This is a genomic window from Streptomyces sp. NPDC087428 (assembly GCF_044744085.1).
Taxonomy (GTDB): domain Bacteria; phylum Actinomycetota; class Actinomycetes; order Streptomycetales; family Streptomycetaceae; genus Streptomyces.
Genome location: NZ_JBIUXR010000014.1, coordinates 194,736 through 219,261, shown reverse-complemented (window position 1 = coordinate 219,261; position 24,526 = coordinate 194,736). Strand labels below are relative to the sequence as shown.

The following is a 24,526-nucleotide window of genomic DNA, read 5'->3' as shown; positions in this document are numbered from 1 at the left end:
TAGTCCATGCCGTTCCTCTCCCGCCGTCTGCGGGCCGCTCTGCTGGCCACCGCATCGGCCACCCTCGTCGCAGCCACCCTGCCCGCGCCGGTGCCGCTCGGCATCGGTGACCCGCTCTTCCCCCACCTCGGCAACCCCGGATACGACGTACTCGCCTACGACATCGGCCTCGACTACCCGGGCAACAACAACGAACCGCTCGAAGCCGTCACCACGATCGACGCCCGGACGACCGGGCCGCTGGACCGGATCAACCTCGACTTCACCCGGGGCACCGTGCACTCCGTCGAAGTCAACGGCCTGCGCGCCGACTTCGCGGTCGCGGACGAGGACCTGATCGTCGAGACCCCGGGTCGGCTCCCGGCCGGCGTGCCGCTGCGGATCACGGTCAGGCACACCAGCGATCCCGGGGGCGAGCGGAACAGCGGCGGCTGGGTGCGGACCGCCGACGGGCTCGCCATGGCCAACCAGGCCGACGCCGGACACCGGGTCTTCCCCGGCAACGATCACCCGGCCGACAAGGCGTACTTCACCTTCCGGATCACCGCCCCCCAGAACCTGACGGTCGTGGCCAACGGTCTGCGCACCGGACGTACCCGGCACGGCGACCGCACCACCTGGACCTACCGCACCGCCCACCCGATGGCCACCGAACTGGCCCAGGTCAGCATCGGGAAGTCCGCGGTCGCGCACCGCACCGGGCCGCACGGACTGCCGGTGCGCGACGTCGTGCCGGCCGCCGACCGGAAGCGACTGGAACCATGGCTGAAGAAGACACCCGGGCAGCTGGCATGGATGGAGAAGCAGGTCGGCCGCTACCCCTTCGAGAACTACGGCGTGCTGATCGTCGACACCGACACCGGCTTCGAGCTGGAGACCCAGACCCTGTCGCTCTTCGAACGCCGCCTGTTCACCGACGACGACTTCCCCGCGTGGTACGTCGACTCGGTCATGGTCCACGAGATGGCACACCAGTGGTTCGGCGACAGCGTCTCGCCGCGGACCTGGTCCGATCTCTGGCTCAACGAGGGACACGCCAGCTGGTACGAGGCGCGCTATGCGGAGGAGCACGGCGACAGGCCGCTCGAACGCCGGATGCGCGACGCCTACACCAGGTCGGACGGCTGGCGCGCCGCCGGAGGGCCGCCCGCGCGCCCCGACGCGCCGGCCCCGGGCGAGAAGATCAGCCTGTTCCGCCCGGTGGTCTACGACGGCAGCGCCCTGATCCTGTACGCGCTGCGCCAGGAGATCGGTCACAGCGCCTTCGACCGGCTGGAGCGGCTCTGGGTACGTGGGCACCGCGACTCCAACGCCGCCACGGCGGACTTCGTCCGGCTGGCGTCCCAGGTGGCCGGACGCGACCTGTCCACGTTCTTCGACGGCTGGCTGTACGGGACGCGTACACCGCCCATGCCCGGCCACCCGGACTGGCACAGCACCGCACCGGCGGACGGCGGTAAACCCGCGTGACGGGCCGGGCGCGCCATGTCACTATCGACGGGTCGCCACGGCCGCCGGACCGGAGCGTTCCCCGCGCGGGAATCATCCGGAGAGGTGACGCGTTGTGACTGCTGTAGACCACTCCTATCGACGTAAGGATCCAATGACCTCCTCTTCTTCCCTTCCCCAGGACGCGCAGGACGCGCAGAGCGCCACGGAGAACGTCACCGAGAGCCTCAACGAGCCCCTTCGGGCGGACGCCCTGATGGAAGAGGACGTCGCCTGGAGCCACGAGATCGACGGAGAGCGGGACGGCGAGCAGCTCGACCGCTCCGAGCGCGCCGCGCTGCGGCGGGTGGCGGGACTCTCCACCGAGCTCGAGGACGTCACCGAGGTCGAGTACCGGCAGCTGCGCCTGGAGCGTGTGGTGCTGGTCGGTGTCTGGACCTCCGGCACCGTGCACGACGCGGAGATTTCGCTCGCCGAGCTGGCGGCTCTCGCCGAGACGGCCGGAGCCCAGGTGCTCGACGCCGTCTTCCAGCGCCGCGACAAGCCCGACGCGGCCACCTACATCGGTTCCGGCAAGGCCCTGGAGCTGCGCGACATCGTCCTGGAGACCGGGGCCGACACCGTCGTCTGCGACGGTGAGCTCAGCCCCGGCCAGCTGATCCACCTGGAGGACGTCGTCAAGGTCAAGGTGGTCGACCGGACCGCCCTGATCCTCGATATCTTCGCCCAGCACGCCAAGTCCCGCGAGGGCAAGGCGCAGGTCTCGCTGGCCCAGATGCAGTACATGCTGCCGCGGCTGCGAGGCTGGGGTCAGTCGCTGTCCCGTCAGATGGGCGGCGGCGGTTCCAGCGGCGGTGGCGGCATGGCGACCCGTGGCCCCGGTGAGACCAAGATCGAGACGGACCGGCGCCGGATCCGCGAGAAGATGGCGAAGATGCGCCGGGAGATCGCGGAGATGAAGACCGGCCGCGAGATCAAGCGCCAGGAACGCAGGCGCAACAAGGTGCCTTCGGTCGCGATCGCCGGCTACACCAACGCCGGCAAGTCCTCACTCCTCAACCGGCTGACCGGCGCGGGCGTGCTGGTGGAGAACTCGCTGTTCGCCACCCTCGACCCGACCGTGCGCCGGGCCGAGACGCCGAGCGGCCGGATCTACACGCTGGCCGACACCGTCGGGTTCGTACGGCATCTGCCGCACCACCTCGTCGAGGCCTTCCGCTCCACCATGGAGGAGGTCGGTGAGTCCGACCTCATCGTGCACGTGGTGGACGGCTCGCACCCGGTGCCGGAGGAGCAGCTCGCCGCCGTGCGCGAGGTGATCCGTGAGGTGGGTGCGGTGGACGTGCCCGAGATCGTGGTGATCAACAAGGCGGATGCCGCGGATCCGCTGGTGCTCCAGCGGCTGCTGCGCATCGAGAAGCACGCCATCGCGGTGTCGGCCAGGACCGGCGCCGGAATCGACGAGCTGCTCGCGCTCATCGACAGCGAACTGCCGCGGCCCTCGGTCGAGATCGAGGCGCTCGTGCCCTACACCCAGGGCGGCCTGGTCTCCCGGGTGCACGCCGAGGGCGAGGTGATCTCCGAGGAGCACCTGGCGGAGGGCACCCTGCTCAAGGCACTGGTGCACGAGGAACTCGCCGCGGAGCTCTCCACGTTCGTGCCCGCGGCGCACTGACCGCGGCGCTGCACCGTACAGGCCGACGGCCCGCTCCCCATCCGGGGAGCGGGCCGTCGGCCGTGCGTCGTGCGGCGTGTCACTGACCGCCGAACTTGTCGCTCATCATCGTGAAGATCTGCTCGGCGCCCCGGCCCAGGTGAGGTCCGGCCAGCCAGCCCGCGGTCACCGGGCCGATGGAGGTGTTGGACACCAGTGCCAGCTTCCCGTCGTCGCCCTCGCTGAACCAGCCGCCGCCGGAGGAACCGCCGGTCATGGTGCAGCCGATGCGGTACATCGTGGGGGTGGCGGGGCTGATGGAGAGCCGGCCGGGACGGTCGACGCACTTGTGCATGATCAGGCCGTCGTACGGCGGGGCGGCCGGGTAGCCCCAGGCCCCCATCGCGCTGATCTGCTTGGCCTCGGGGGCGTCGAAGTTGACCGCCAGGGCGTTGCCCACGGTCTCCTCCAGCGACTTCGTGCCCTTCTCCGGCTTCACGTGCAGTACCGCGTAGTCGTACGGGGCGCCCTCGCCGCCGGTGGGGCCGCCGTCGGTCAGCCACTCGCCGGAGGTGGTGGCCCAGTCGGCCCAGTAGGCGCCGTAGGGGGCGATCTCCTGGGGCTGCGCGTTCTGGAGCGCCGCGGCGCTCTTGCCCTGGTCGTTGTAGGCGGGAACGAAGACGATGTTGCGGTACCAGCCGCCCTTGGAACCTGCGTGGACGCAGTGGCCTGCGGTCCACACCAGGTTGGACCTGTCCGGGTTCTTCGGGTCCTTGACGACCGTGCCCGAGCAGACCATGTGGCCCTCGGGGGAATCGAAGAACACCTTCCCGACCGGCGCCGCGTAGTTGTGGTACGGCGTCTTCTCGCGCTCGGCGCTGACCGGCTTCGGCTCGGGGTCGCTGACGCCCTGGTCGCCGGAGAGGTCACCGGCGGACATGGTCTTGGCCGGGTCCTTGGCGGACTTCATCCGGTCGGGCTTCCACAGCCCGTCGATGACCGGGTTCACGAAGTCCTTGGCCTCACGCAGCCACTTGTCCCTGTCCCAGTTCTTCCACTCGCCGTTCTTCCACTTCTCCGGGTCGACGCCGTGCCTCTTCAGCGTGTCGGCCAGACCGGCGGACAGGCCGCCGTCGCCGGCACCGGCGGACTCCGTGGCGGCGGGCTTGTCGGCCGCCTTGTCCTCGCTCGGACCGCAGGCCGTGGCGGTCAGGGCCAGCGCGGCGGCGAGGCCGGTGGCCGCGAGCAGCGGACGTATGGATCGCATGGAAAAGATTCCTCCTGAAATCTCAGAAATGGCATGAGCGTGTCATGCGAAACGCCGGTCGGGCCGGCTGTCGGTGATGATGCGGGGCCACCCTGTGCGGGCCGAGGCGGGGTCCCGGAGCGAGGCCCGGATGCCCCGTGCAGGTCAGGGGCCTTCGGCCCGGCGGACGGCATTCCCGCCGGAGCCGACGGCCCCTGACCTGCCGTCACCCCTGCCCGGACGGGTGACGGTCCGCCCTCACTGTCCCGCGTACTTCTTGCTGACCGAGTCGTAGACGCCCTTGGCCTCCTTGCCGAGGCGCGGCCCGGCCAGCCAGCCGGCCGTCACCGGGCCGATGGAGGTGTTCGAGACCAGCGCGGGCTTGCCGTCCTGGCCCGCCGCGACCCAGCCGCCGCCGGAGGAACCGCCGGTCATGGAGCAGCCGATGCGGTACATCGTCGGGTCGGCCTTGGTGAGCGAGAGCCGGCCCGGCTTGTCCTTGCACTGGAACAGCTTCTGGCCGTCGTACGGCGGAGCGGCCGGGAAGCCGGTGGCCGTCATGTCGGCGATCTCGGGAACGGCCGGGGCGTTGAAGTCGACGGGCAGCGCCGAACCGACCGTCTCCTCCAGCGACTTCCCGTTCGCGCCCTTCTCCGGTGTCACGTGCAGCACCGCGAAGTCGTACGGGGCGCCCAGACCGCCCACCGAGGACCCCTGGTCGATCCACTGCTCGGAGGTCTGCGCCCAAGCGCCCCACCACACGCCGTACGGGGCGACCTTCTCCTTGGGCGGGTTGTTCCGGAGCTCATCGGTCGACAGACCGCTGTTGTTGTACGACGGCACGAAGGCGATGTTGCGGTACCAGCCGCCCTTCTTGCCCGCATGGACGCAGTGGCCGGCGGTCCACACCATGTTGGACTTGCCGGGGTGCTCGGGGTCCTTCACCACGGTCGCCGAGCAGACCATCGAGCCCTCTGGGCCGTCGAAGAACAGCTTTCCGGACTCGGCGGCGTTGTCGTGGAGCGGAGTCTTCACGCCCACGGCCCGGACCGGCGCGGGAGTCGGGTCGGTCACGCCCTCGTCACCCGAGATGTCGTTGTCGACGGGCTTCTCGGGCGACTTGTCGGCGTCCCGCATCCGGTCCGGGTCCCAGAGGCCCGCGATGATCGGATTGATGAAGTCCTTGGCCTCGCGCAGCCACTTGTCCTTGTCCCAGTTCTTCCATTCGCCGTTCTTCCACTGGCCGAGGTCGATCCCGTGCGCCTTGAGCCGGTCCTTGAGATCGTCCGGGACGGTGATCTTGCCGTCCGACGTCTGGCCCGCGGAGCTGCCGCTCGGCTCGGCGCCCGCGTCGTCGTCGCCCGGCCCGCAGGCGGTCGCGGTGAGCGCGAGGACGGCGGCGACCGCCGCGGTGGCGAGCACGGGGGAGGAGGAGCGGCGGGCGCTCCCCCCACGGCGTGCGGTGGCTGCTGGTCGTATGAGTCGCATCTGGTGATCCCCCTGGGACTTCGTAACTCAACGCTTCTGTACTGCACTTCTGCACGCCGCACCGGACTTCGCACGGCACACCGGTCAGCTCCCCGGACGGCGTTCCGGGGCCGCTCCGGAGACGCCGCGACCACCGGGAAGCCGTCCCGGAGGCTCGGCGCGGTCCCCCACTATGCCGGTGCCGGTGTGGACGGTGTGCGGCAGGGGCATGGTTCCGCTCCCCAAGGATCTTCGGACTTACCCGTGATCCTCCGCGTCCCGCGTCGTTGGTACGTACGGGGGACACAGGGACAGAGTTCACCCCCGCGGTCCGTCACTGCGCAATCGTGCTGACGTGGAACGCAACTGTTACAGCGGGAGGAACGAGAGCCGTGGCCGTGACCGAACCAGCTCCGGCGGCGCCGCCCACGGCGTACGAGGGAATCCTGCGCCGCCAGGCAATGCGCGAGTCGGCCGCCCGTACCTACGCCCGGTCGCTGCCGATCGTCCCGGTACGGGCCCGGGGGCTGACCATCGAGGGCGCGGACGGGCGGCGCTATCTCGACTGCCTGTCGGGAGCCGGGACGTTGGCCCTCGGGCACAACCACCCGGTCGTCCTGGAAGCGATCAAGAAGGTCCTCGATTCGGGGGCGCCCCTGCATGTCCTCGACCTGGCCACCCCGGTCAAGGACGCCTTCACCACGGAGCTGTTCGCCACGCTGCCGCCCGAGTTCGCGGACAACGCGCGGATCCAGTTCTGCGGACCCGCCGGTACGGACGCCGTCGAGGCGGCGTTCAAACTGGTCCGCGCCGCCACCGGACGCAGCGGCCTGCTCGCCTTCACCGGCGCCTATCACGGCATGACGGCCGGAGCCCTCGCGGCATCCGGCGGCGCCGCGGACGTACGGGTGACCCGTCTCCCCTTCCCCCAGGACTACCGCTGTCCCTTCGGCATCGGCGGTGAGCGCGGTGCACGGATCGCCGCGCGGTGGACCGAGACGGTGCTGGACGACCCCAAGAGCGGAACACCCACGCCGGCCGGAATGATCCTCGAACCGGTACAGGGGGAGGGCGGCGTCAACCCCGCGCCCGACGGCTGGATGCGCCGGATGCGGGAGATCACCGCGTCCCGGTCCATCCCCCTGATCGCGGACGAGGTCCAGACCGGCGTCGGCAGGACCGGTGCCTTCTGGGCCGTCGAGCACAGCGGGGTCGTTCCCGATGTGATGGTGCTCTCCAAGGCCATCGGCGGCTCCCTCCCGCTCGCGGTGATCGTCTACCGCTCCGAACTCGACACCTGGCAGCCCGGTGCCCACGCCGGCACCTTCCGCGGCAACCAGCTCGCGATGGCGGCAGGCACGGCCACCCTCGCCCACGTCCGGGAGAACCGGCTCGCCGAGCGGGCCGGGGTCCTCGGCGCCCGGATGCTGGCGAGCCTGCGGGCCCTCGCCACGCACCACCCGTGCATCGGCGACGTCCGAGGACGGGGCCTGATGATCGGGGTGGAACTCGTCGACCCCGAGGCGGCCCCGGTGGACGGCGGGAGCGAGCCCCCGCCCGACCCGGCCCTCGCCGTCGCCGTCCAGCAGGAGTGCCTGCGCCGAGGCCTCATCGTCGAACTCGGCGGCCGCCACTCCGCGGTCGTACGCCTGCTACCTCCCCTCACGCTCACCGACGAACAGGCAACAGCGGTCATCGACCGCCTCGCCGACGCCATGGCAGCCGCGGAGCACTCACCGCACCGACGGACCGCGACCGGGTCGATCCGCTGATCCCGGACCCCATCACAGGAAAGACCGCCGTGAACCCCACCCCCGCGCCCGAGGCCGACGGCCCTCCCCCCAGCCACCACCGAGGAGAGGCCGGAACTCCCGGCCGTCTCGCTGTCGAGCCGACCGTGCCGCGTCAGAAGGAGATGCCGCACGGTCAGTGGTACGCCTCCAGGGCAACGCCCTTCTGCCCGGCACCGGCCGCCGACCCCCTGGACCACCCGGACCCGGTCCGGGCCGCGGATGCCGCCGGCATCGAGAACCTGCTGCGCTGCTGGGTCCGTGAATGCGACCTGCCCCGCCCGGAGGGGGAGACCCTCCGCATCCCGCTGCCCGCGAGCGGCACCGCCCTGCTCGTCCCCGTCCGGCACTGGTCGGCCACGGGCTGGCACCGCTTCGGCTCACCCGTCCTGGAACAGGCACCCGAGGGGGCGCCCACCGCGGACGCCGTCACCGTCGCCGCGCTCCTGGGCCGCGAGGCCGACCACAGCGAGGGCGCCGACATGGTGGCCAGGGTGGCCGACTCGGTACGGCGAACCGCCGGATTCATCGACGGCCAACGCCGCCGCCCCACTGCTCCCGACGAGGCCGACCTCTTCCTCACCGCGGAGCAGTCACTCCTCCTCGGACACCCCCTCCACCCCTCTCCCAAGAGCCGTGAAGGTCTCTCCGACTCAGAGTCCCGCCTCTACGCACCTGAGTTGAACGGCTCCTTCCCCCTCCACTGGATGGCCGTCGACCGGTCCGTACTGGCATCCGACTCCGCCTGGACCGACCAGGGCCGACCGGTGCCGGCGACGGAACTCGTGGCCCGGCACGCCGAGGGGCTGCGGTTCCCCGAGCACACCGCGCCGATTCCGCTCCACCCCTGGCAGGCCCGCGAGCTGGGGAACCGGCCCGAGGTCGCCGCCCTGCTCGACGCCGGACTCGTACACGATCTGGGCCCGTACGGCGCGCGCTGGCACCCCACCTCGTCGGTGCGCACCGTGCACCGGCCCGGCGTCGACACCATGCTGAAGCTCTCCCTCGGACTGCGCATCACCAACTCCCGCCGGGAGAACCTCCGCAAGGAACTCCACCGGGGAGTGGAGGTCCACCGTCTGCTGCGCACCGGGCTCGCCACGGAGCTGCACCTGGCCCAGCCCGGCTTCGACATCGTCCGGGACCCCGCATGGCTCGCGGTCGACACCCCGGACGGCGAACCCGTCCCCGGCTTCGACGTCATGCTGCGCCACAACCCCTTCGACCGGCACGACGACGCGGTCTGCATCGCCGGACTCACGGCACCGCGCCCCTGGCCGGGCCGGGAGGGCATGCACTCACGCCTTGCCGACATCGTCTGCCGGCTCGCCGCAGGCACCGGACGGACCACGACCGCCGTCGCCGCCGAGTGGTTCCTGCGCTACCTCGACCGGGTCGTCCAGCCGGTGCTCTGGCTCGACGCACACGCCGGGGTCGCCCTCGAAGCCCACCAGCAGAACACCCTGGTGATGCTCGACGCCCAGGGCTGGCCGGTCGGCGGCCGCTACCGCGACAATCAGGGCTACTACTTCCGCGAGTCCTACCGCTCCGCACTTGAGCGCAGGCTCCCCGGCATCGGATCGGTCAGCGACACCTTCGTCTCCGATGCCGTCACCGACGAGCGCTTCGCGTACTACCTGGGCATCAACAACGTGTTCGGACTGATCGGAGCGTTCGGTGCCCAGCAGCTCGCCGACGAACGGATGCTCCTCGCCGCCTTCCGCCGGTTCCTGGGAGCGGCCACCGCGCTGGGATCCCCGCTCCCCGCACATCTGTTGGAGACGCCGCGCCTGCGCTGCAAGGCCAACATGCTGACCCGGCTGCGCGGCCTCGACGAACTCGTCGGCCCCGTCGACACCCAGTCCGTCTACGTCACCATCGCCAACCCCCTGCGCGGCTGAAGGAATCCCACCGGGCCCGAAGGAACCTCGTCGTCCGAACTGCTGAGAGAGGAGAGCATCACCGTGCCTCCCACCGACGCACACGCCGACCCCGGCACCGGCCCCGCGCCCCAGGCCGCTACGGGGACCGAGGACACACTGGACCTGGAGCTCACCGACGACCTCCTGGCATTCCTGGCGCAGGACGCACCCGCCGCACCCGGCACCGAGTACCGCGCGGCCGTCTCCGGACTGCTCGACCGGCCGGCCGCGTGGAAGCCCGTCACCACGCCGGCCGGAGTGTTCCAGCTCGTGCCCGTACGGCTGGAGCGCGACCTCGCGGTGATCAGCCGCTGGATGAACGACCCCGCCGTGGCGGCCTTCTGGGAACTCTCCGGAGCCGAATCCGTCACGGCGGAGCATCTGATGCCCCAACTCGACGGCGACGGACGCAGCCTTCCCTGTCTCGGGGTGCTGTCAGGCGTCCCCATGAGCTACTGGGAGATCTACCGCGCCGACCTGGACCCGCTGGCCCGCCACTACCCCGCCCGCCCGTACGACACCGGGATCCACCTCCTCATCGGCGAGGTGAGCAAGCGCGGCCACGGAGTCGGCACCACACTGCTCCGGGCCGCCGCCGACCTCGTGCTCGACAACCGGCCCCTGTGCACACGCGTCGTCGCCGAACCGGACCTCAGAAACACCCCTTCCGTCTCCGCGTTCCTCAGCGCCGGATTCCGCTTCTCCGCGGAGGTCGAACTCCCGGACAAGCGGGCCGCGCTCATGATCCGCGACCGAGCCCACCGTGCCCAGCCGTGAACCATCCGCCGCCTTCTCCACACCGCTCGAACCCCATCGGTTCCATCCCGAGGAGTCCCCGTGCCCACATATCCCGCGAGCCATGATTCAGCGGAGTCGCCCGCGCTGCTCAGCACTCCAGAACTGAACCGGGCGGTGTGGGACCGAGCCGCCGCCCGGATGCTCGCGAAGATGCTCGGCGAATTCGCCTACGAGGAAGTCATCCAGCCGGTTCCACGATCCGCCGGGGGCGATACGTACACCCTCGTGCTGGACGACGGCGGAAGCCTGATCTTCACCGCCGGGCGAGGGGTCTACGGCAGCTGGCGGGTCGCCCCCGACTCGATCCGCGAGGCCACCACCGCCGAGACCGAGGCACACGCACTCGGCGCACCCCCGGCCGAAGCGCCCGCCGGGCCCGGCCGCTCCGCCGGACACACCGATCCGGCCCGGGACCCCGTCCCCGCCGGCGTCCCCTTCCGCGACCCGCTGCTCTTCCTCGCCCGCGCCCGCCGTCTCCTCGGGCTCGACGGCGCCACCCTCGGCCACCTCGTCCGGGAGCTCACCACCACGCTCACCGCCGATGCCCGCCTCGACCACGGCGCGCTCACCGTCGCCGAGCTGGCCGACCTCGACTACGCGGAACTCGAAGGACACCAGACCGGCCACCCCTGGATCGTCGCGAACAAAGGGCGGCTCGGATTCTCCGCCACCGACGCGTCGCGCTTCACCCCAGAGGCCCGCAGGCCGGTCAGGCTGCCGTGGATCGCGGTCTCCTCCCGGATCGCCGCCTACCGGGGCGTGAACTCACTCGCCGCCGCCGAACAGCTCTACGCCCAGGAACTCGACCCAGCGGTCCGCGCCTCCTTCGCCGCCGCCCTCCGCGCCCGGGGCCTCGACCCCGACGACTACTACTGTCTGCCCGTCCACCCCTGGCAGTGGGACGAATGGATCGTGCCCCTGTTCGCCCCGGCCATCGCCACGGGCGACATCGTTCCCCTGCACGCCGACCCGGATCTGCGGCTGCCGCAGCAGTCCATCCGTACCTTCGTCAACCTTGAGCGGCCCGACCGGCACACCGTCAAACTGCCGCTGTCGATCCTCAACACACTGGTCTGGCGCGGACTCCCGACCGAACGCACCCTCGCCGCCCCCGCCGTCACCGGCTGGGTCCAGGGGCTGCGCGACAGCGATCCCTTCCTGCGCGACACCTGCGGCGTCATCCTGCTCGGAGAGGTGGCGTCGGTCACGGTCGAGCACCCGCTGTACGACCACCTCCCCGAGACGCCGTACCAGTTCAAGGAGATCCTCGGCGCGATCTGGCGCGAGCCCCTCCTCCCGCGTCTGGCACCCGGCGAGCGGGCCCGCACCCTCGCCTCGCTGCTGCTCACCGATCCGCAGGGCCGCGCCTTCACCGCCGAGCTGGTCGGCCGCTCCGGACTGACCCCCACCGCGTGGCTGACCCGGCTCTTCGCCGCGCTGCTCCCGCCGCTGCTGCACTTCCTCTACCGCTACGGCACCGTGTTCTCACCGCACGGCGAGAACGCCATCGTCGTCTTCGACGACCAGGACGTCCCCGTGCGCCTGGCGATCAAGGACTTCGTGGACGACGTGAACGTCAGCGCCCGGCCACTGCCGGAGCACGACACCATGCCGTACGACGTGCGCCGCGTCCTGCTCACCGAGGAGCCGGCCTTCCTCACCCAGTTCATCCACTCCGGGCTCTTCACCGGAGTCTTCCGCTTTCTCTCCCCGCTCTGCGAGGAGCAGCTGGGCGTCCCGGAGGCCGAATTCTGGTCACTCGTCCGGGCGGAGATCCTGCGCCACCACGCCCGCTTTCCCGAGCTGAAGGAGAGGTTCGAGATGTTCGACATGCTGACGCCGCGCATCGAACGCCTCTGTCTGAACCGCAACCGCCTGCATCTGGACGGCTACCGGGACCGCCCCGAGCGGCCGCACGCGGCGGTCCACGGCACGGTGCCCAACCCGCTCCACCCCTCCGCGTGAGGCCGGGAGTGATCGCCGTTGTCAGTGGCGCCCCGTAGGCTGGTCGGGCTATGACGAAGCCATCCCTCCCCGAGCTCCTGCACGCCGCCGTGACCGCCGTCGGCGGTACGGAGCGGCCCGGTCAGGCCGCCATGGCCGACGCGGTCGCCGCGGCCGTGGACGACCATTCCCATCTGCTCGTCCAGGCCGGTACCGGCACGGGCAAATCGCTCGGCTACCTGGTGCCCGCCCTCGCACACGGCGAGCGGGTCGTGGTGGCCACGGCGACCCTGGCCCTCCAGCGCCAGCTGGTGGAGCGGGACCTGCCGCGTACGGTCGACGCCCTCCATCCGCTGCTGCGCCGCCGCCCCCAGTTCGCGATGCTCAAGGGCCGGTCGAACTACCTCTGTCTGCACCGCCTCCACGAAGGAGTGCCGCAGGAGGAGGAAGAGGGGCTCTTCGACCAGTTCGAGGCCGCGGCCCCGTCGAGCAAGCTCGGCCAGGACCTGCTGCGGATGCGGGACTGGTCGGACGAGACGGAGACCGGCGACCGCGACGACCTCACCCCGGGTGTCTCCGACCGTGCCTGGGCGCAGATCTCCGTCTCCTCGCGCGAGTGCCTGGGCGCCAGCAAGTGCGCGTACGGGGCGGAGTGCTTCGCCGAACAGGCCCGTGAGCGGGCGAAGCTCGCCGATGTGGTGGTCACCAACCACGCGCTCCTCGCCATCGACGCCATCGAGGGCGCCCCGGTGCTCCCACAGCACGAGGTGCTGATCGTCGACGAGGCCCATGAGCTGGTCTCCAGGGTCACCGGCGTGGCCACCGGCGAGCTCACCCCCGGCCAGGTCGGCCGCGCGGTGCGGCGCGCGGCGAAGCTGGTCAACGAGAAGGCCGCCGACGCGCTGCAGAGCGCGTCGGAGGGTTTCGAGCGCGTGATGGAGCTGGCGCTCCCCGGCCGGCTGGAGGAGGTCCCGGAGGATCTGGGCTACGCGCTGATGGCCCTGCGCGACGCGGCGCGTACGGTGATCTCCGCCCTCGGCTCCACCCGGGACAAGTCCGTCCAGGACGAGGACGCCGTCCGCAAGCAGGCACTGGCCTCGGTGGAGACCATCCACGGTGTCGCCGAACGCATCACGCAGGGGTCCGAGTACGACGTCGTCTGGTACGAGCGCCACGACCGCTTCGGCGCCTCCGTACGGGTCGCCCCGCTCTCCGTCTCCGGACTGCTGCGGGAGAAGCTCTTCACGGACCGCTCCGTCGTGCTCACCTCGGCCACACTGAAGCTCGGCGGCGATTTCAACGGGGTGGGAGCGTCACTCGGGCTCGCCCCAGAAGGCACCGCGGGCGACGACATCCCGCAGTGGAAGGGGCTCGACGTCGGCTCACCCTTCGACTACCCGAAGCAGGGAATCCTGTACGTCGCCCGGCATCTGGCGACACCCGGCCGGGAGGGCTCCCGCACCGACATGCTGGACGAGCTCGCCGAGCTGGTGGAGGCCGCGGGCGGCCGGACCCTCGGGCTGTTCTCCTCCATGCGGGCCGCCCAGGCAGCAGCCGAGGAACTGCGGAGCCGGCTGGACAGGCCGATCCTGCTCCAGGGCGAGGAGACGCTGGGCGAGCTGATCAAGAACTTCGCGGCCTCCCCGGAGACCTGCCTCTTCGGCACGCTCTCGCTCTGGCAGGGCGTGGACGTCCCCGGGGCGAGCTGTCAGCTGGTCGTCATGGACCGCATCCCGTTCCCCCGCCCCGACGACCCGCTGATGAGTGCCCGGCAGAAGGCGGTCGAGGAAGCGGGGGGCAACGGCTTCATGGCGGTCGCGGCGACCCACGCCGCACTGCTGATGGCGCAGGGCGCCGGCCGGCTCGTCCGTGCCACCGGTGACAAGGGCGTCGTCGCGGTGCTCGATCCGCGGCTCGCCAACGCCCGGTACGGGAGCTATCTGCGGGCCTCGCTCCCCGACTTCTGGTACACGACCGACCGTGATCAGACGCGTCGCTCGCTCGCCGCGATCGATGCCGCCGCGAAGGCGGAGGAGAAGTAGTTCCGTACGGGGCCAGGCCGCACGGACGGGGCCCCGGGGTCGGTACAGCCGATCCCGGGGCCCCGTCGGAGCGGTCGAGGCGTCACACCCGCCGCAGCACCGCCACGACCTTGCCGAGGATGGTCGCCTCGTCGCCGGGGATCGGCTGGTACGCGGAGTTGTGGGGGAGCAGCCAGACATGACCGTCCTCCCGCTTGAAGCGCTTGACCGTGGCCTCGCCCTCCAGCATCGCCGCGACGATGTCGCCGTTCTCCGCCACGGGCTGGCGTCGGACGGTGACCCAGTCGCCGTCGCAGATCGCCGCTTCGATCATCGAGTCACCGACGACCTTCAGCACGAAGAGCTCTCCGTCACCGACCAGCTGGCGGGGGAGCGGAAAGACGTCCTCGACGGATTCCTCGGCGAGGATCGGGCCACCGGCCGCGATCCGGCCGACGAGCGGCACATAGGAAGCCGCCGGCTTCCCCGTGGTGTCCGTGGGCTGTGTGCTGGGCTGATCCGAACCGCGGACCTCGTACGCCCGGGGGCGGTGGGGGTCGCGGCGCAGGAAACCCTTGCGCTCCAGGGCCATGAGCTGATGCGCGACGGAGGACGTACTGGAAAGGCCCACCGCCTGACCGATCTCGCGCATCGACGGGGGATATCCCCGTCGCTGCACGGAGTCCCGGATGACCTCGATCACTCGCCGCTGGCGGTCCGTGAGCCCCGAGCTGTCCGCCCGGATTCCAGGAGGTCGCCCGGGGAGCGAGCGCGCTGGGCGCGCGGGCTCCGGTCCCTCCGTGTTCGTGACTGAGTCATTCATGGCATGCACCGGCTCGAGTCGGCTCTGGGAGCGGTCCTGGGCAGTGATGATGGCACTGTCTGCGGTGGTGGTCACGTCGGCCCCTCTCGAATGGTCTCCCTAGCTGCACAACGGTAGTAGCTTTCGAAAGGTTGCGCCAAACACACGTTCGAGTGAAAAACAAATAAAAGTCTGTTGAGCGTTCATTGCTAGGTGTATGAGCGAAGCCGGAAGGCACGCCGCCCGCTGTCGGGTCGAACGGCAATTCGGACCATTACGGTAGCGTTCCCGGCCGCGGTGGTGCCGCGCGGGGTCGCCGTCCGGCCCTCCTCGCGCCCTGGAACCCGCCGCCCCCGCGATCGGTGGAGCCGGATGCTTCCCGTACCCTCTTGCTCGGTCGTACGCTGCCTTCCGGCCGCCCGTGACGCGCGACACGCGCTAGGGCCAAATGCGCGGCCAAACCCAAGATCTAGTGGTTGGATTGTTCCAGCCGCCCAGAAGTTGTGGTCCCCGTCTTTCGGGGGCGCGGTCATCGCCTATGCTTGAGACTGCTTCGAAGGCCCCTCGCGGGGCCTGGTGAGGCCATTCAGTCGTGCTGTGAAGGAGGGTTGGGAGCCATGCACTGCCCCTTCTGCAGGCACCCCGACAGCCGGGTCGTCGACAGTCGCACCACCGACGACGGGACCTCGATCCGCCGGCGCCGCCAGTGCCCCGACTGCTCCCGCCGTTTCACCACGGTGGAGACCTGCTCGCTCATGGTGGTGAAGCGCAGCGGCGTGACCGAACCCTTCAGCCGTACCAAGGTCATCTCCGGCGTGCGCAAGGCGTGCCAGGGGCGGCCGGTCACCGAGGACGCCCTCGCCAAACTCGGCCAGCGGGTCGAGGAGGCGGTGCGCGCCACCGGCAGCGCCGAGCTGACCACGCACGATGTGGGCCTGGCCATCCTCGGCCCCCTGCAGGAACTCGACCTGGTCGCCTACCTGCGGTTCGCATCCGTGTACCGGGCGTTCAACAGCCTCGAAGACTTCGAGGCCGCCATCGTGGAACTCCGCGAGCGGCGGCCTCCCGTAGAGGGATGCGGGACCGGCGAGACCCTTGAGGTCCCCGTTCCCGCCGTCGCCGCCGACTGAGCGGCACAGGCCGATCGTCGCCGGTCCGCGGACCGGCGGCCGAGCGGCACACAGACCTGCTCCGGATGCCCTGAGCGGCGTCCGAAGTACCAGACACACACTGTGCCCGGGGAAGTTCTCGGCACTTCAGGGCGTTTTTGCCCACATATGGGAGGCGGCATGACAGAGACGGCGAGCGGCCCGGCACGAGGTTCCCGCAACAAGGGGACCAAGTCGACTGCGACCAAGCAGGGCCTGCGTATCGAGCGCATTCACACCACCCCCGGCGTGCATCCGTACGACGAGGTGGCGTGGGAGCGCCGTGACGTCGTCATGACCAACTGGCGCGACGGCTCGATCAACTTCGAGCAGCGTGGCGTCGAGTTCCCCGACTTCTGGTCGGTGAACGCGGTCAACATCGTCACCAGCAAGTACTTCCGCGGGGCCGTAGGCACCCCGCAGCGCGAGACCGGTCTGCGACAGCTCATCGACCGGATCGTGAAGACCTACCGGAAGGCCGGCGAGGACTTCAACTACTTCACCTCTCCGGCGGACGCGGAGATCTTCGAGCACGAGCTGGCGTACGCCCTCCTGCACCAGATCTTCAGCTTCAACTCGCCGGTCTGGTTCAACGTGGGCACGCCCCAGCCGCAGCAGGTCTCCGCCTGCTTCATCCTGGCCGTCGACGACTCCATGGAGTCGATCCTCGACTGGTACAAGGAAGAGGGGATGATCTTCAAGGGCGGATCGGGCGCGGGCCTGAACCTCTCCCGCATCCGCTCCTCCAAGGAGCTCCTCTCCTCCGGCGGCAACGCCTCCGGTCCGGTCTCCTTCATGCGCGGCGCCGACGCGTCCGCCGGAACGATCAAGTCCGGTGGCGCCACCCGCCGTGCGGCCAAGATGGTCATTCTCGACGTCGACCACCCCGACATCGAGAACTTCATCGAGACCAAGGTGAAGGAGGAGGAGAAGATCCGCGCCCTGCGTGACGCGGGCTTCGACATGGACCTGGGCGGCGACGACATCACGTCCGTCCAGTACCAGAACGCCAACAACTCGGTCCGGGTGAACGACGAGTTCATGAAGGCCGTCGAGGCCGGCGGGAAGTTCGGGCTGCGTGCCCGGATGACCGGTGACGTCATCGAAGAGGTCGAGGCGAAGTCCCTCTTCCGCAAGATGGCCGAGGCCGCCTGGGCCTGCGCCGACCCCGGCATCCAGTACGACGACACGATCAACCAGTGGCACACCTGCCCCGAGTCCGGCCGGATCAACGGCTCGAACCCGTGCAGCGAGTACATGCACCTGGACAACACCTCGTGCAACCTGGCCTCGCTGAACCTGATGAAGTTCCTCAAGGACGACGGCAAGGGCAACCAGTCCTTCGAGTCCGAGCGCTTCGCCAAGGTCGTCGAGCTGGTCATCACCGCGATGGACATCTCCATCTGCTTCGCCGACTTCCCGACCGAGAAGATCGGTGAGAACACCCGCGCGTTCCGCCAGCTGGGCATCGGTTACGCCAACCTCGGCGCCCTGCTGATGGCGACCGGCCACGCGTACGACAGCGACGGCGGCCGCGCGCTCGCCGGCGCCATCACCTCGCTGATGACCGGCACCTCCTACCGTCGCTCCGCGGAGCTGGCGGCGGTCGTCGGCCCGTACGACGGCTACGCACGCAACGCCGAGCCGCACCAGCGCGTCATGAAGCAGCACTCCGACGCCAACGCCGTGGCCGTCCACGCGGACGACCTCGACAACCAGATCTGGGCCGCCGCGACGGAGGCCTGGCAGGACGTCATCCGCCTTGGCGCGCAGAACGGTTTCCGTAACGCGCAGGCCTCGGTCATCGCGCCCACCGGCACCATCGGTCTCGCGATGTCCTGCGACACCACCGGCCTGGAGCCCGACCTCGCCCTGGTCAAGTTCAAGAAGCTGGTCGGCGGCGGCTCGATGCAGATCGTCAACGGCACCGTCCCGCAGGCCCTGCGCCGCATGGGCTACCAGGAGGAGCAGATCGAGGCGGTCGTCGCCCACATCGCCGAGAACGGCAATGTGATCGACGCGCCCGGCCTGAAGCCCGAGCACTACGAGGTCTTCGACTGCGCGATGGGCGAGCGTTCCATCTCCGCGATGGGTCACGTGCGCATGATGGCGGCGATCCAGCCGTGGATCTCCGGCGCGCTCTCCAAGACGGTGAACCTGCCGGAGACGGCCACCGTCGAGGATGTCGAAGAGGTCTACTTCGAGGCGTGGAAGATGGGCGTCAAGGCGCTCGCCATCTACCGCGACAACTGCAAGGTCGGCCAGCCGCTCTCCGCGAAGACCAAGGACAAGGAGAAGGCGGCGGTCACCGCCAAGGCCGAGGACACCATCCGTACCGCGGTCGAGAAGGTCGTCGAGTACCGCCCGGTCCGCAAGCGTCTGCCCAAGGGCCGTCCCGGCATCACCACCTCCTTCACGGTGGGCGGCGCCGAGGGGTACATGACCGCCAACTCCTACCCGGACGACGGTCTCGGTGAGGTCTTCCTGAAGATGTCCAAGCAGGGTTCGACCCTCGCGGGCATGATGGACGCCTTCTCCATCGCCGTCTCGGTCGGTCTTCAGTACGGCGTCCCGCTGGAGACGTACGTCTCGAAGTTCACCAACATGCGCTTCGAGCCGGCCGGCATGACGGACGACCCGGACGTGCGGATGGCGCAGTCGATCGTCGACTACATCTTCCGTCGCCTGGCGCTCGACTTCCTGCCGTTCGAGACCCGTTCGGCGCTCGGCATCCACTCGGCCGACGAGCGTCAGCGCCACCTCGACACCGGTTCGTACGAGGCCTCGCTGGACGACGACGAGCTGGACATCGAGAGCCTGGCCCAGTCCGCCCCCGTGCGGACGGCGGAACCGCTGAAGGCGGTCGCCCCCGTGCGGGAGGCCGAGAAGCCGGAACCGAAGACGGCGCACACCTCGGCGGAACTCGTCGAGATGCAGCTGGGCATCAGCGCCGACGCCCCGCTCTGCTTCTCCTGCGGTACGAAGATGCAGCGCGCCGGATCCTGCTACATCTGCGAGGGCTGCGGCTCGACCAGCGGTTGCAGCTGATCGAGGCAGCCTGAGGCGTAACGGCTGAGCCGCGTACAGCGGCCGGCCGAGGGGCGGGAAGATCTCCTCGGAGACCTTCCCGCCCCGACCCGTATCCGGAGCCTCACGCTCCGGACGGGCGGCTTCCCATCGTCGCGGCGAACGATTCGGCGTCCCCGTCGAAACCCCGCAGCGTGTCGTGGAACAGCCAGACTCCCGAGGCGTCCCGGACGAACTCGGCGACGACGGCCGCCGTCGAGGCCCCGACCGCCGAGAAGTCGTCCTCGGCCAGGGTGTCGTATCCCTCGCGGATCTGCACCGCGGTGTTCTCCACGGCGTCGAAGGTCTTGTGGCCGTCGCGCTGCTGGATGGCCACACCGACGATGACCCGGGAGTACGACTCCGACAGCCGGTCCAGTTCCAGCGTCATCACCTCGTCGAATCCCAGGCCCTGACCGGTCCGGCTGTCCCGGTTGAGCGTGATCGTGCCGTCGGGGGCACGGCTGTCGAAGTGCACGAGGTACGCCGGGCTGCCGTACGGCTCCTCGGCCGGGTAGGTCGCCGCGATGATGTCGAGGTCATTGGGTGACTCGCTCTGAGAACTGGGGTCCCACTTGATCCTGACCTCGACCTTCTCGATGTCCTTGTTGGGCGTGCTCATCGGACTTCCCTCCTGCGCGCACGGGGCCGTCGCTCCGGTTCTGTCACCCGATCATGTCGGTAACTGACGGTGAAACCAACCGGCTTGGTCATGTGCGGCTGAATCGGGCCACCGAACTCTCCGGAACCGCCGCGGCGTTCGGCCCGTCGGCGGTGCCCGGGGGCCGAGGGGCGGGCTCGTGTTGATCATTCCGCGGGCCGGTTCCGGTGCACTCCGGCTGAGCGTGACCCATGCCACGTCCGGCACCCGTACGATGGGGCCGTGCTGGTCAAGTGGATTCGCTGCAATGTGGTCGACCGTCGCGGTTTCGAGCGGGGGCAGCGGAAGTGGGCGGGGCTGCTGGGGGAGCCGGGGTTCAGGGGGCAGGGCGGCGGCTGGAGCCGTGGCCGGCCGGAGGTGGCGCATGTCTTCGCGTTCTGGGAGAACCGGGTTTTCTACGACTCCTTCATGGCACGCGGGCACGACGCCCTGGCCGCCGAGCAGTCGGGTACCTGCAACGACATACAGGTCAAGCTGTTCGAGTACCGCTTCGACGTGAAGACCGGCTTCGAACCCGCCTTCACCGACGCGGACGTACTCAGGGTGGCGCACAGCAGGGTGCACGAGGACCGGGTCGAGCACTTCGCGCTGATGCAGCAGCGGGTGTGGAACCCGGCGATGGCCGGATCGCCCGGGATGCTCCGCGGGGTGTTCGGAGAGGCTCCGGGCCATGAGTTCCTGGTCCTTTCCATGTGGCAGTCGAGCGCCGAACGCGGCAAGTACCGGGCGGGGAGTGTCGAACGGCTCTCGCAGCGGGCGCAGACAGAGGACGACGTCGCGGCGCTCGCCGGTGACGTGGTGCAGCTCGAACCGTCGTGGACGGTGTGAGCGGACGCGGCGCCGGGGCGTGACGCCTGCGACATGCGACCGTCGGGATCCGGACAATTGCTCGAATGGTGGCGACTCGATCTAGGGTCGGTACATGGCAAGACCGCAACGCATCGTCCTTGTCCGCCACGGCGAGTCCGAGGGCAATGTCGATGACACCGTGTACGAGCACGAGCCCGACCACGCGCTGAGGCTCACCGCCAGAGGGCTGCGTCAGGCCCGCGAGACGGGGGTGCATCTGCGCGAGCTCTTCGGCGACGAGCAGGTCAGCGTGTACGTCTCGCCCTACCGCCGTACGCACGAGACGTTCAGGTCCTTCGGCCTCGACCTCGAACGCGTACGGGTGCGGGAGGAGCCGCGGCTGCGCGAGCAGGACTGGGGGAACTGGCAGGAACGGGACGACGTGAAGCTGCAGAAGGCGTACCGGGATGCCTACGGGCACTTCTTCTACCGCTTCGCGCAGGGCGAGTCCGGGGCGGACGTGTACGACCGGGTGGGGGCTTTCCTGGAGAGCCTGTACCGGAGTTTCGAGGCTCCGGACCACCCGCCGAACGTCCTGCTGGTCACGCACGGTCTGACCATGCGGCTGTTCTGCATGCGCTGGTTCCACTGGTCCGTGGCCGAATTCGAATCGCTCTCGAATCCGGGCAACGGGGAGTCCCGCACGCTGGTGCTCGGCAAGGACGGGCGCTACACACTTGACCGGCCGTTCGAGCGCTGGCGTACCCCTGAGCCGTACGGCATCACCGGATAGACTGGCACGGATGACCCAATCCGCTTCCGACCAGCGCTTCGAACGCGCCCTTGCCAGCCTGCGCGGCCTCTCCGTGGGAGACGCCCTGGGCTCCCAGTTCTTTGTGCCCGCCAACTATCCGCTGCTGAAGGACCGCTCCCTGCCCCCGGGACCCTGGCAGTGGACCGACGACACGGAAATGGCCTGTTCGGTCCTGTCCGTGCTCCGTGAGCACGACCGTGTCGACCAGGACGCGCTCGCCCGCTCCTTCGCGGCGCACCACGATTTCGACCGGGGATACGGCCCTGCCGTGAACCGCCTCCTCAGGCTGGTCCGGGAGGGCGGGGACTGGCGGGAGCTGGCCTCCGCACTGTTCAACGGCCAGGGTTCGTGGGGCAACGGCTCGTCGATGCGCATCGCACCTCTCGGCGCCTGGTACGCGGACGACCCTGAGCAGGCCACCCACCAGGCCGAGATCTCCTCGTACCCGACCCACCAGCACCGCGAAGCCGTCGTGGGCGCGATGGCCGTGGCGGCGGCCGCCTCGCTCGCGGCGTCGCCCACCGGCCCGCCGAAGCCGGCGGACCTCCTCGACGGAGTCATCGCGCTCGTACCGCGCAGCGCGGTCGGTGCCGGGCTGCGCCGCGCCCGCGACATGCTCGACTACCGCGACGCCGGCACGGTCGCCGCTGTGCTCGGCAACGGCCGTCGGACCAGCGCGCACGACACCGTCCCGTTCGCACTCTGGTCCGCGGCCCGCAGCCTCGGCGATTTCGAGCAGGCCTTCTGGGTGACCGCGCAGGCGGGCGGAGACGTCGACACCACCTGCGCGATCGTCGGCGGAGTGGTCGCGGCGGGCACGGCGGGAGCGCCACCGGCGGAGTGGACGGCCAAGACGGAGCAGCTCCCCGGCTGGCTTGCCCGCTGAGGCTGTCCCACCGGGAAACGTGGCGGAAGCCGCTTCGAAAGCGGCGCGCAGTACCGGAGTGTCACGGTACTGCCACAGCGCTTCCGCGTCCGGCCGACGCCGGTGACGGGGGGTTACTCTTTCGGCCACGCCGCCCTCGGTGATCATTACGACGGGCGCGCACCGAATGAGACGCCGGGGGGCCGCGCGCTGCCCAGGGCTCGCGTGGGCGGACCTCGGTGGGGAGGGGTCCCATGTCCGATCACAGATCAGAGTCACCCCGGCCTGAGCACGCGCCGGGGACGCCGGAGCAGGCGGATCCGCCCGGAGCGGCCGAGGCCCGGACGCCCGAGCCCGCCCAGGTACAAATGTCCAAGCCCGCGCGGTCCGGTACGCCGGAGCCCGCCGTCCCGGACGAGCGCGACACCGTGCCGGAGCCTTTGAAGGTGCCCGCACACGCGCGGGCGCATCCGCCGCGGCCGCCCGCTCCCGGAGGCCACACCGCCGAGCGGACGCCCTCGGAGCTCACCCGGATCCGCCCCGCGGAGCCGGGGGTCATCCCCGCGGCCACACTCTGGTCCGTCCTGGCCACCGCACTGCTCAGCGCCCTGCTGCTCGGTGAAGGGATCGGCCCGAACCTGTTCGTCGTGGCGGTGCCCGCGGCACTCGCGGCGTACTTCGCCGCAAGGGCGGCCGGCCGCCGGCTGCGCCCGTGGACCGCGGTCTGGGCGGTCGGCGGCCTCTCGCTCCTGATCGTCCCGGCACTCCGCGACGCCGGCTGGCCGGTCTTCCTCGCCGTCGTGTCCGCAGTGGCGGTGGGTTCGCTCGCGCTGCACGGCAGCCGGGGCTGGCTCGGGATCTTCCTCGGCTCGCTGGGGCTCCTGGCTTCCGTCGCCGGATCGCTGGGCTGGGGCGTCCACGGCGTACGCGACCGGATGGCCGGCTCCCGGGGCCGCTGGGGCGTCGCGTTCCGCTCCACGGCCGCGGCGCTCGTGCTGCTCATCGTGTTCGGGGCGCTATTCGCGAGCGCCGATGCCGCGTTCGCCGATGTGCTCGGCAGCCTGATCCCCGATGTGTCGGTCAGCGAGGGCCCGTGGCGGCTGTTCCTCGGCGCGATCGGGCTCGTGGGGGCGCTCGCCGCCGCGTACACCGCCGCCGCACCGGTGCGCTGGGACGCGCTGGCCGTACCGCCCGGCCCGGCACGCGGGCGGCTGGAGTGGGCCCTGCCGCTGATCGTCCTGAACCTGCTCTTCGCCGTCTTCCTCGCCATTCAGCTCACGGTGCTGCTCGGCGGGTACGGCAAGGTGATGGCCGCATCCGGTCCCAGCGACCAGTACGCCCAGTACGCCCGCGAGGGCTTCTGGCAACTGCTCTGGGCCACCCTGCTCACACTGGGCGTCATCGCGCTCGCGCTGCGCTGGGCACCTCGCGGCGGAGCACGCGACCGTACGCTCGTGCGGGCCGTGCTCGGCACGCTGTGCCTGCTGACCCTCGTCGTCGTCGCCTCCGCACTGCGGCGCATGGACCTGTACGTCGATGCCTACGGTCTGACCCGGCTGCGCATCTCCGTGGCGGCGGTGGAACTCTGGCTGGGCGTGGTCCTCGCGCTGATCATGGCGGCCGGGGTGTTCGGCGCCAAGCTGCTCCCGCGCGCCGTCGCGGCGAGCGCCGCCCTCGGGGTGCTGGCCTTCGGCCTGGTCTCGCCGGACGCCCTGATCGCGGAACAGAACGTCCACCGCTACCGCCAGGGCCACTCGATCGACATCCAGTACCTCCGCGGCCTCTCCGCCGACGCGGTACCTGCCCTGGACAGCCTGAGCGAGCCGCTGCGCTCCTGCGCCCTTCAGGAGATCCAGCGGACGCTGGGGAACTCGGACACGCCTTGGTACGCGACGAGTTGGGGCGAGGCGCGGGCCCGGGACATTCTCGGTGACTCGGACCCCGGTGCGCCGGCGCGGAACTGCCGGGGCGTGGGGTCGGGCGAGGAGGAGAGCGGCCGAGACGGCGACAGCGGCGGCGGTGGGGGCGACTCGTACGATCCGTACGACCCGTACTGATCCGGTGCGGGCCTGTCCGGCGGATCGGAGCCG

17 protein-coding genes are annotated in these 24,526 nt (G+C 70.4%); 13 read left to right on the top strand and 4 right to left on the bottom strand.

Translation table 11 applies throughout. The features are described from left to right. Window positions 1-6: 6 nt before the first annotated feature. Both ACIO3R_RS28965 and hflX read left to right on the top strand, forming a co-directional pair. Window positions 7-1,470, top strand: a complete 1,464-nt coding sequence (locus ACIO3R_RS28965) for a M1 family metallopeptidase (RefSeq protein ID WP_402109916.1) — start codon at window positions 7-9, stop codon at window positions 1,468-1,470. A 133-nt stretch (window positions 1,471-1,603) separates the two neighbouring features. Further along, window positions 1,604-3,124, top strand: a complete 1,521-nt coding sequence (gene hflX / locus ACIO3R_RS28960) for a GTPase HflX (RefSeq protein ID WP_363026092.1) — start codon at window positions 1,604-1,606, stop codon at window positions 3,122-3,124. 79 nt (window positions 3,125-3,203) lie between these two features. On the opposite strand, the gene ACIO3R_RS28955 is transcribed toward hflX, so the two are convergent. After that, complete coding sequence (locus ACIO3R_RS28955) at window positions 3,204-4,370, bottom strand: trypsin-like serine peptidase (protein ID WP_385037097.1); 1,167 nt, start codon at window positions 4,368-4,370, stop codon at window positions 3,204-3,206. A gap of 237 nt (window positions 4,371-4,607) precedes the next feature. Continuing rightward, window positions 4,608-5,837 carry a trypsin-like serine peptidase gene (locus ACIO3R_RS28950; protein ID WP_402109912.1) on the bottom strand — a complete coding sequence of 410 codons (1,230 nt, stop codon included), beginning with the start codon at window positions 5,835-5,837 and terminating at the stop codon, window positions 4,608-4,610. A gap of 371 nt (window positions 5,838-6,208) precedes the next feature. On the opposite strand from ACIO3R_RS28950, the gene ACIO3R_RS28945 reads away from it, so the two are divergent. The 5 genes from ACIO3R_RS28945 (at window position 6,209) to ACIO3R_RS28925 (ending at window position 14,312) form a co-directional block, all read left to right on the top strand. After that, window positions 6,209-7,588 carry a diaminobutyrate--2-oxoglutarate transaminase family protein gene (locus ACIO3R_RS28945; RefSeq protein WP_385037091.1) on the top strand — a complete coding sequence of 460 codons (1,380 nt, stop codon included), beginning with the start codon at window positions 6,209-6,211 and terminating at the stop codon, window positions 7,586-7,588. A gap of 29 nt (window positions 7,589-7,617) precedes the next feature. After that, a complete protein-coding gene (locus tag ACIO3R_RS28940) occupies window positions 7,618-9,507 on the top strand; it encodes an IucA/IucC family protein (RefSeq protein WP_385037088.1) in 1,890 nt (629 codons plus the stop codon). A gap of 63 nt (window positions 9,508-9,570) precedes the next feature. After that, window positions 9,571-10,305, top strand: a complete 735-nt coding sequence (locus ACIO3R_RS28935; protein WP_402109907.1) for a GNAT family N-acetyltransferase — start codon at window positions 9,571-9,573, stop codon at window positions 10,303-10,305. Window positions 10,306-10,365: 60 nt separating this feature from the next. After that, window positions 10,366-12,291, top strand: coding sequence for an IucA/IucC family protein (locus ACIO3R_RS28930; protein ID WP_385037082.1), 1,926 nt, complete (start codon window positions 10,366-10,368; stop codon window positions 12,289-12,291). Between the two features lie 50 nt (window positions 12,292-12,341). After that, window positions 12,342-14,312, top strand: a complete 1,971-nt coding sequence (locus ACIO3R_RS28925; protein WP_385037079.1) for an ATP-dependent DNA helicase — start codon at window positions 12,342-12,344, stop codon at window positions 14,310-14,312. 82 nt (window positions 14,313-14,394) lie between these two features. On the opposite strand, the gene lexA is transcribed toward ACIO3R_RS28925, so the two are convergent. Then, window positions 14,395-15,189 carry a transcriptional repressor LexA gene (lexA, locus tag ACIO3R_RS28920; RefSeq protein ID WP_123462787.1) on the bottom strand — a complete coding sequence of 265 codons (795 nt, stop codon included), beginning with the start codon at window positions 15,187-15,189 and terminating at the stop codon, window positions 14,395-14,397. A gap of 521 nt (window positions 15,190-15,710) precedes the next feature. Between lexA and nrdR the strand changes: the two genes are divergently transcribed. Both nrdR and ACIO3R_RS28910 read left to right on the top strand, forming a co-directional pair. After that, window positions 15,711-16,223 carry a transcriptional regulator NrdR gene (nrdR, locus tag ACIO3R_RS28915; RefSeq protein WP_385037075.1) on the top strand — a complete coding sequence of 171 codons (513 nt, stop codon included), beginning with the start codon at window positions 15,711-15,713 and terminating at the stop codon, window positions 16,221-16,223. Between the two features lie 159 nt (window positions 16,224-16,382). Beyond that, a complete protein-coding gene (locus tag ACIO3R_RS28910) occupies window positions 16,383-19,289 on the top strand; it encodes a vitamin B12-dependent ribonucleotide reductase (protein ID WP_385037072.1) in 2,907 nt (968 codons plus the stop codon). Window positions 19,290-19,392: 103 nt separating this feature from the next. Here the strand turns inward: ACIO3R_RS28910 and ACIO3R_RS28905 are convergent, their stop codons facing one another. Beyond that, complete coding sequence (locus ACIO3R_RS28905) at window positions 19,393-19,929, bottom strand: TerD family protein (RefSeq protein WP_402109900.1); 537 nt, start codon at window positions 19,927-19,929, stop codon at window positions 19,393-19,395. 261 nt (window positions 19,930-20,190) lie between these two features. Between ACIO3R_RS28905 and ACIO3R_RS28900 the strand changes: the two genes are divergently transcribed. The 4 genes from ACIO3R_RS28900 to ACIO3R_RS28885 all read left to right on the top strand — a co-directional run bounded on the left by ACIO3R_RS28900 (window position 20,191) and on the right by ACIO3R_RS28885 (window position 24,493). Beyond that, window positions 20,191-20,796 (top strand): YdbC family protein, encoded by a 606-nt coding sequence (locus tag ACIO3R_RS28900; protein WP_363026074.1) that lies wholly within the window; start codon window positions 20,191-20,193, stop codon window positions 20,794-20,796. A 94-nt stretch (window positions 20,797-20,890) separates the two neighbouring features. After that, entirely contained in the window at window positions 20,891-21,550 is a 660-nt protein-coding gene (locus ACIO3R_RS28895; RefSeq protein ID WP_385037065.1) for a histidine phosphatase family protein, read from the top strand. A gap of 10 nt (window positions 21,551-21,560) precedes the next feature. After that, window positions 21,561-22,457, top strand: a complete 897-nt coding sequence (locus ACIO3R_RS28890) for an ADP-ribosylglycohydrolase family protein (protein WP_385037062.1) — start codon at window positions 21,561-21,563, stop codon at window positions 22,455-22,457. A gap of 233 nt (window positions 22,458-22,690) precedes the next feature. Beyond that, on the top strand, window positions 22,691-24,493 hold the full coding sequence (locus tag ACIO3R_RS28885) for a DUF4153 domain-containing protein (protein WP_402109896.1): 1,803 nt from the start codon (window positions 22,691-22,693) through the stop codon (window positions 24,491-24,493). Window positions 24,494-24,526: the final 33 nt, after the last annotated feature.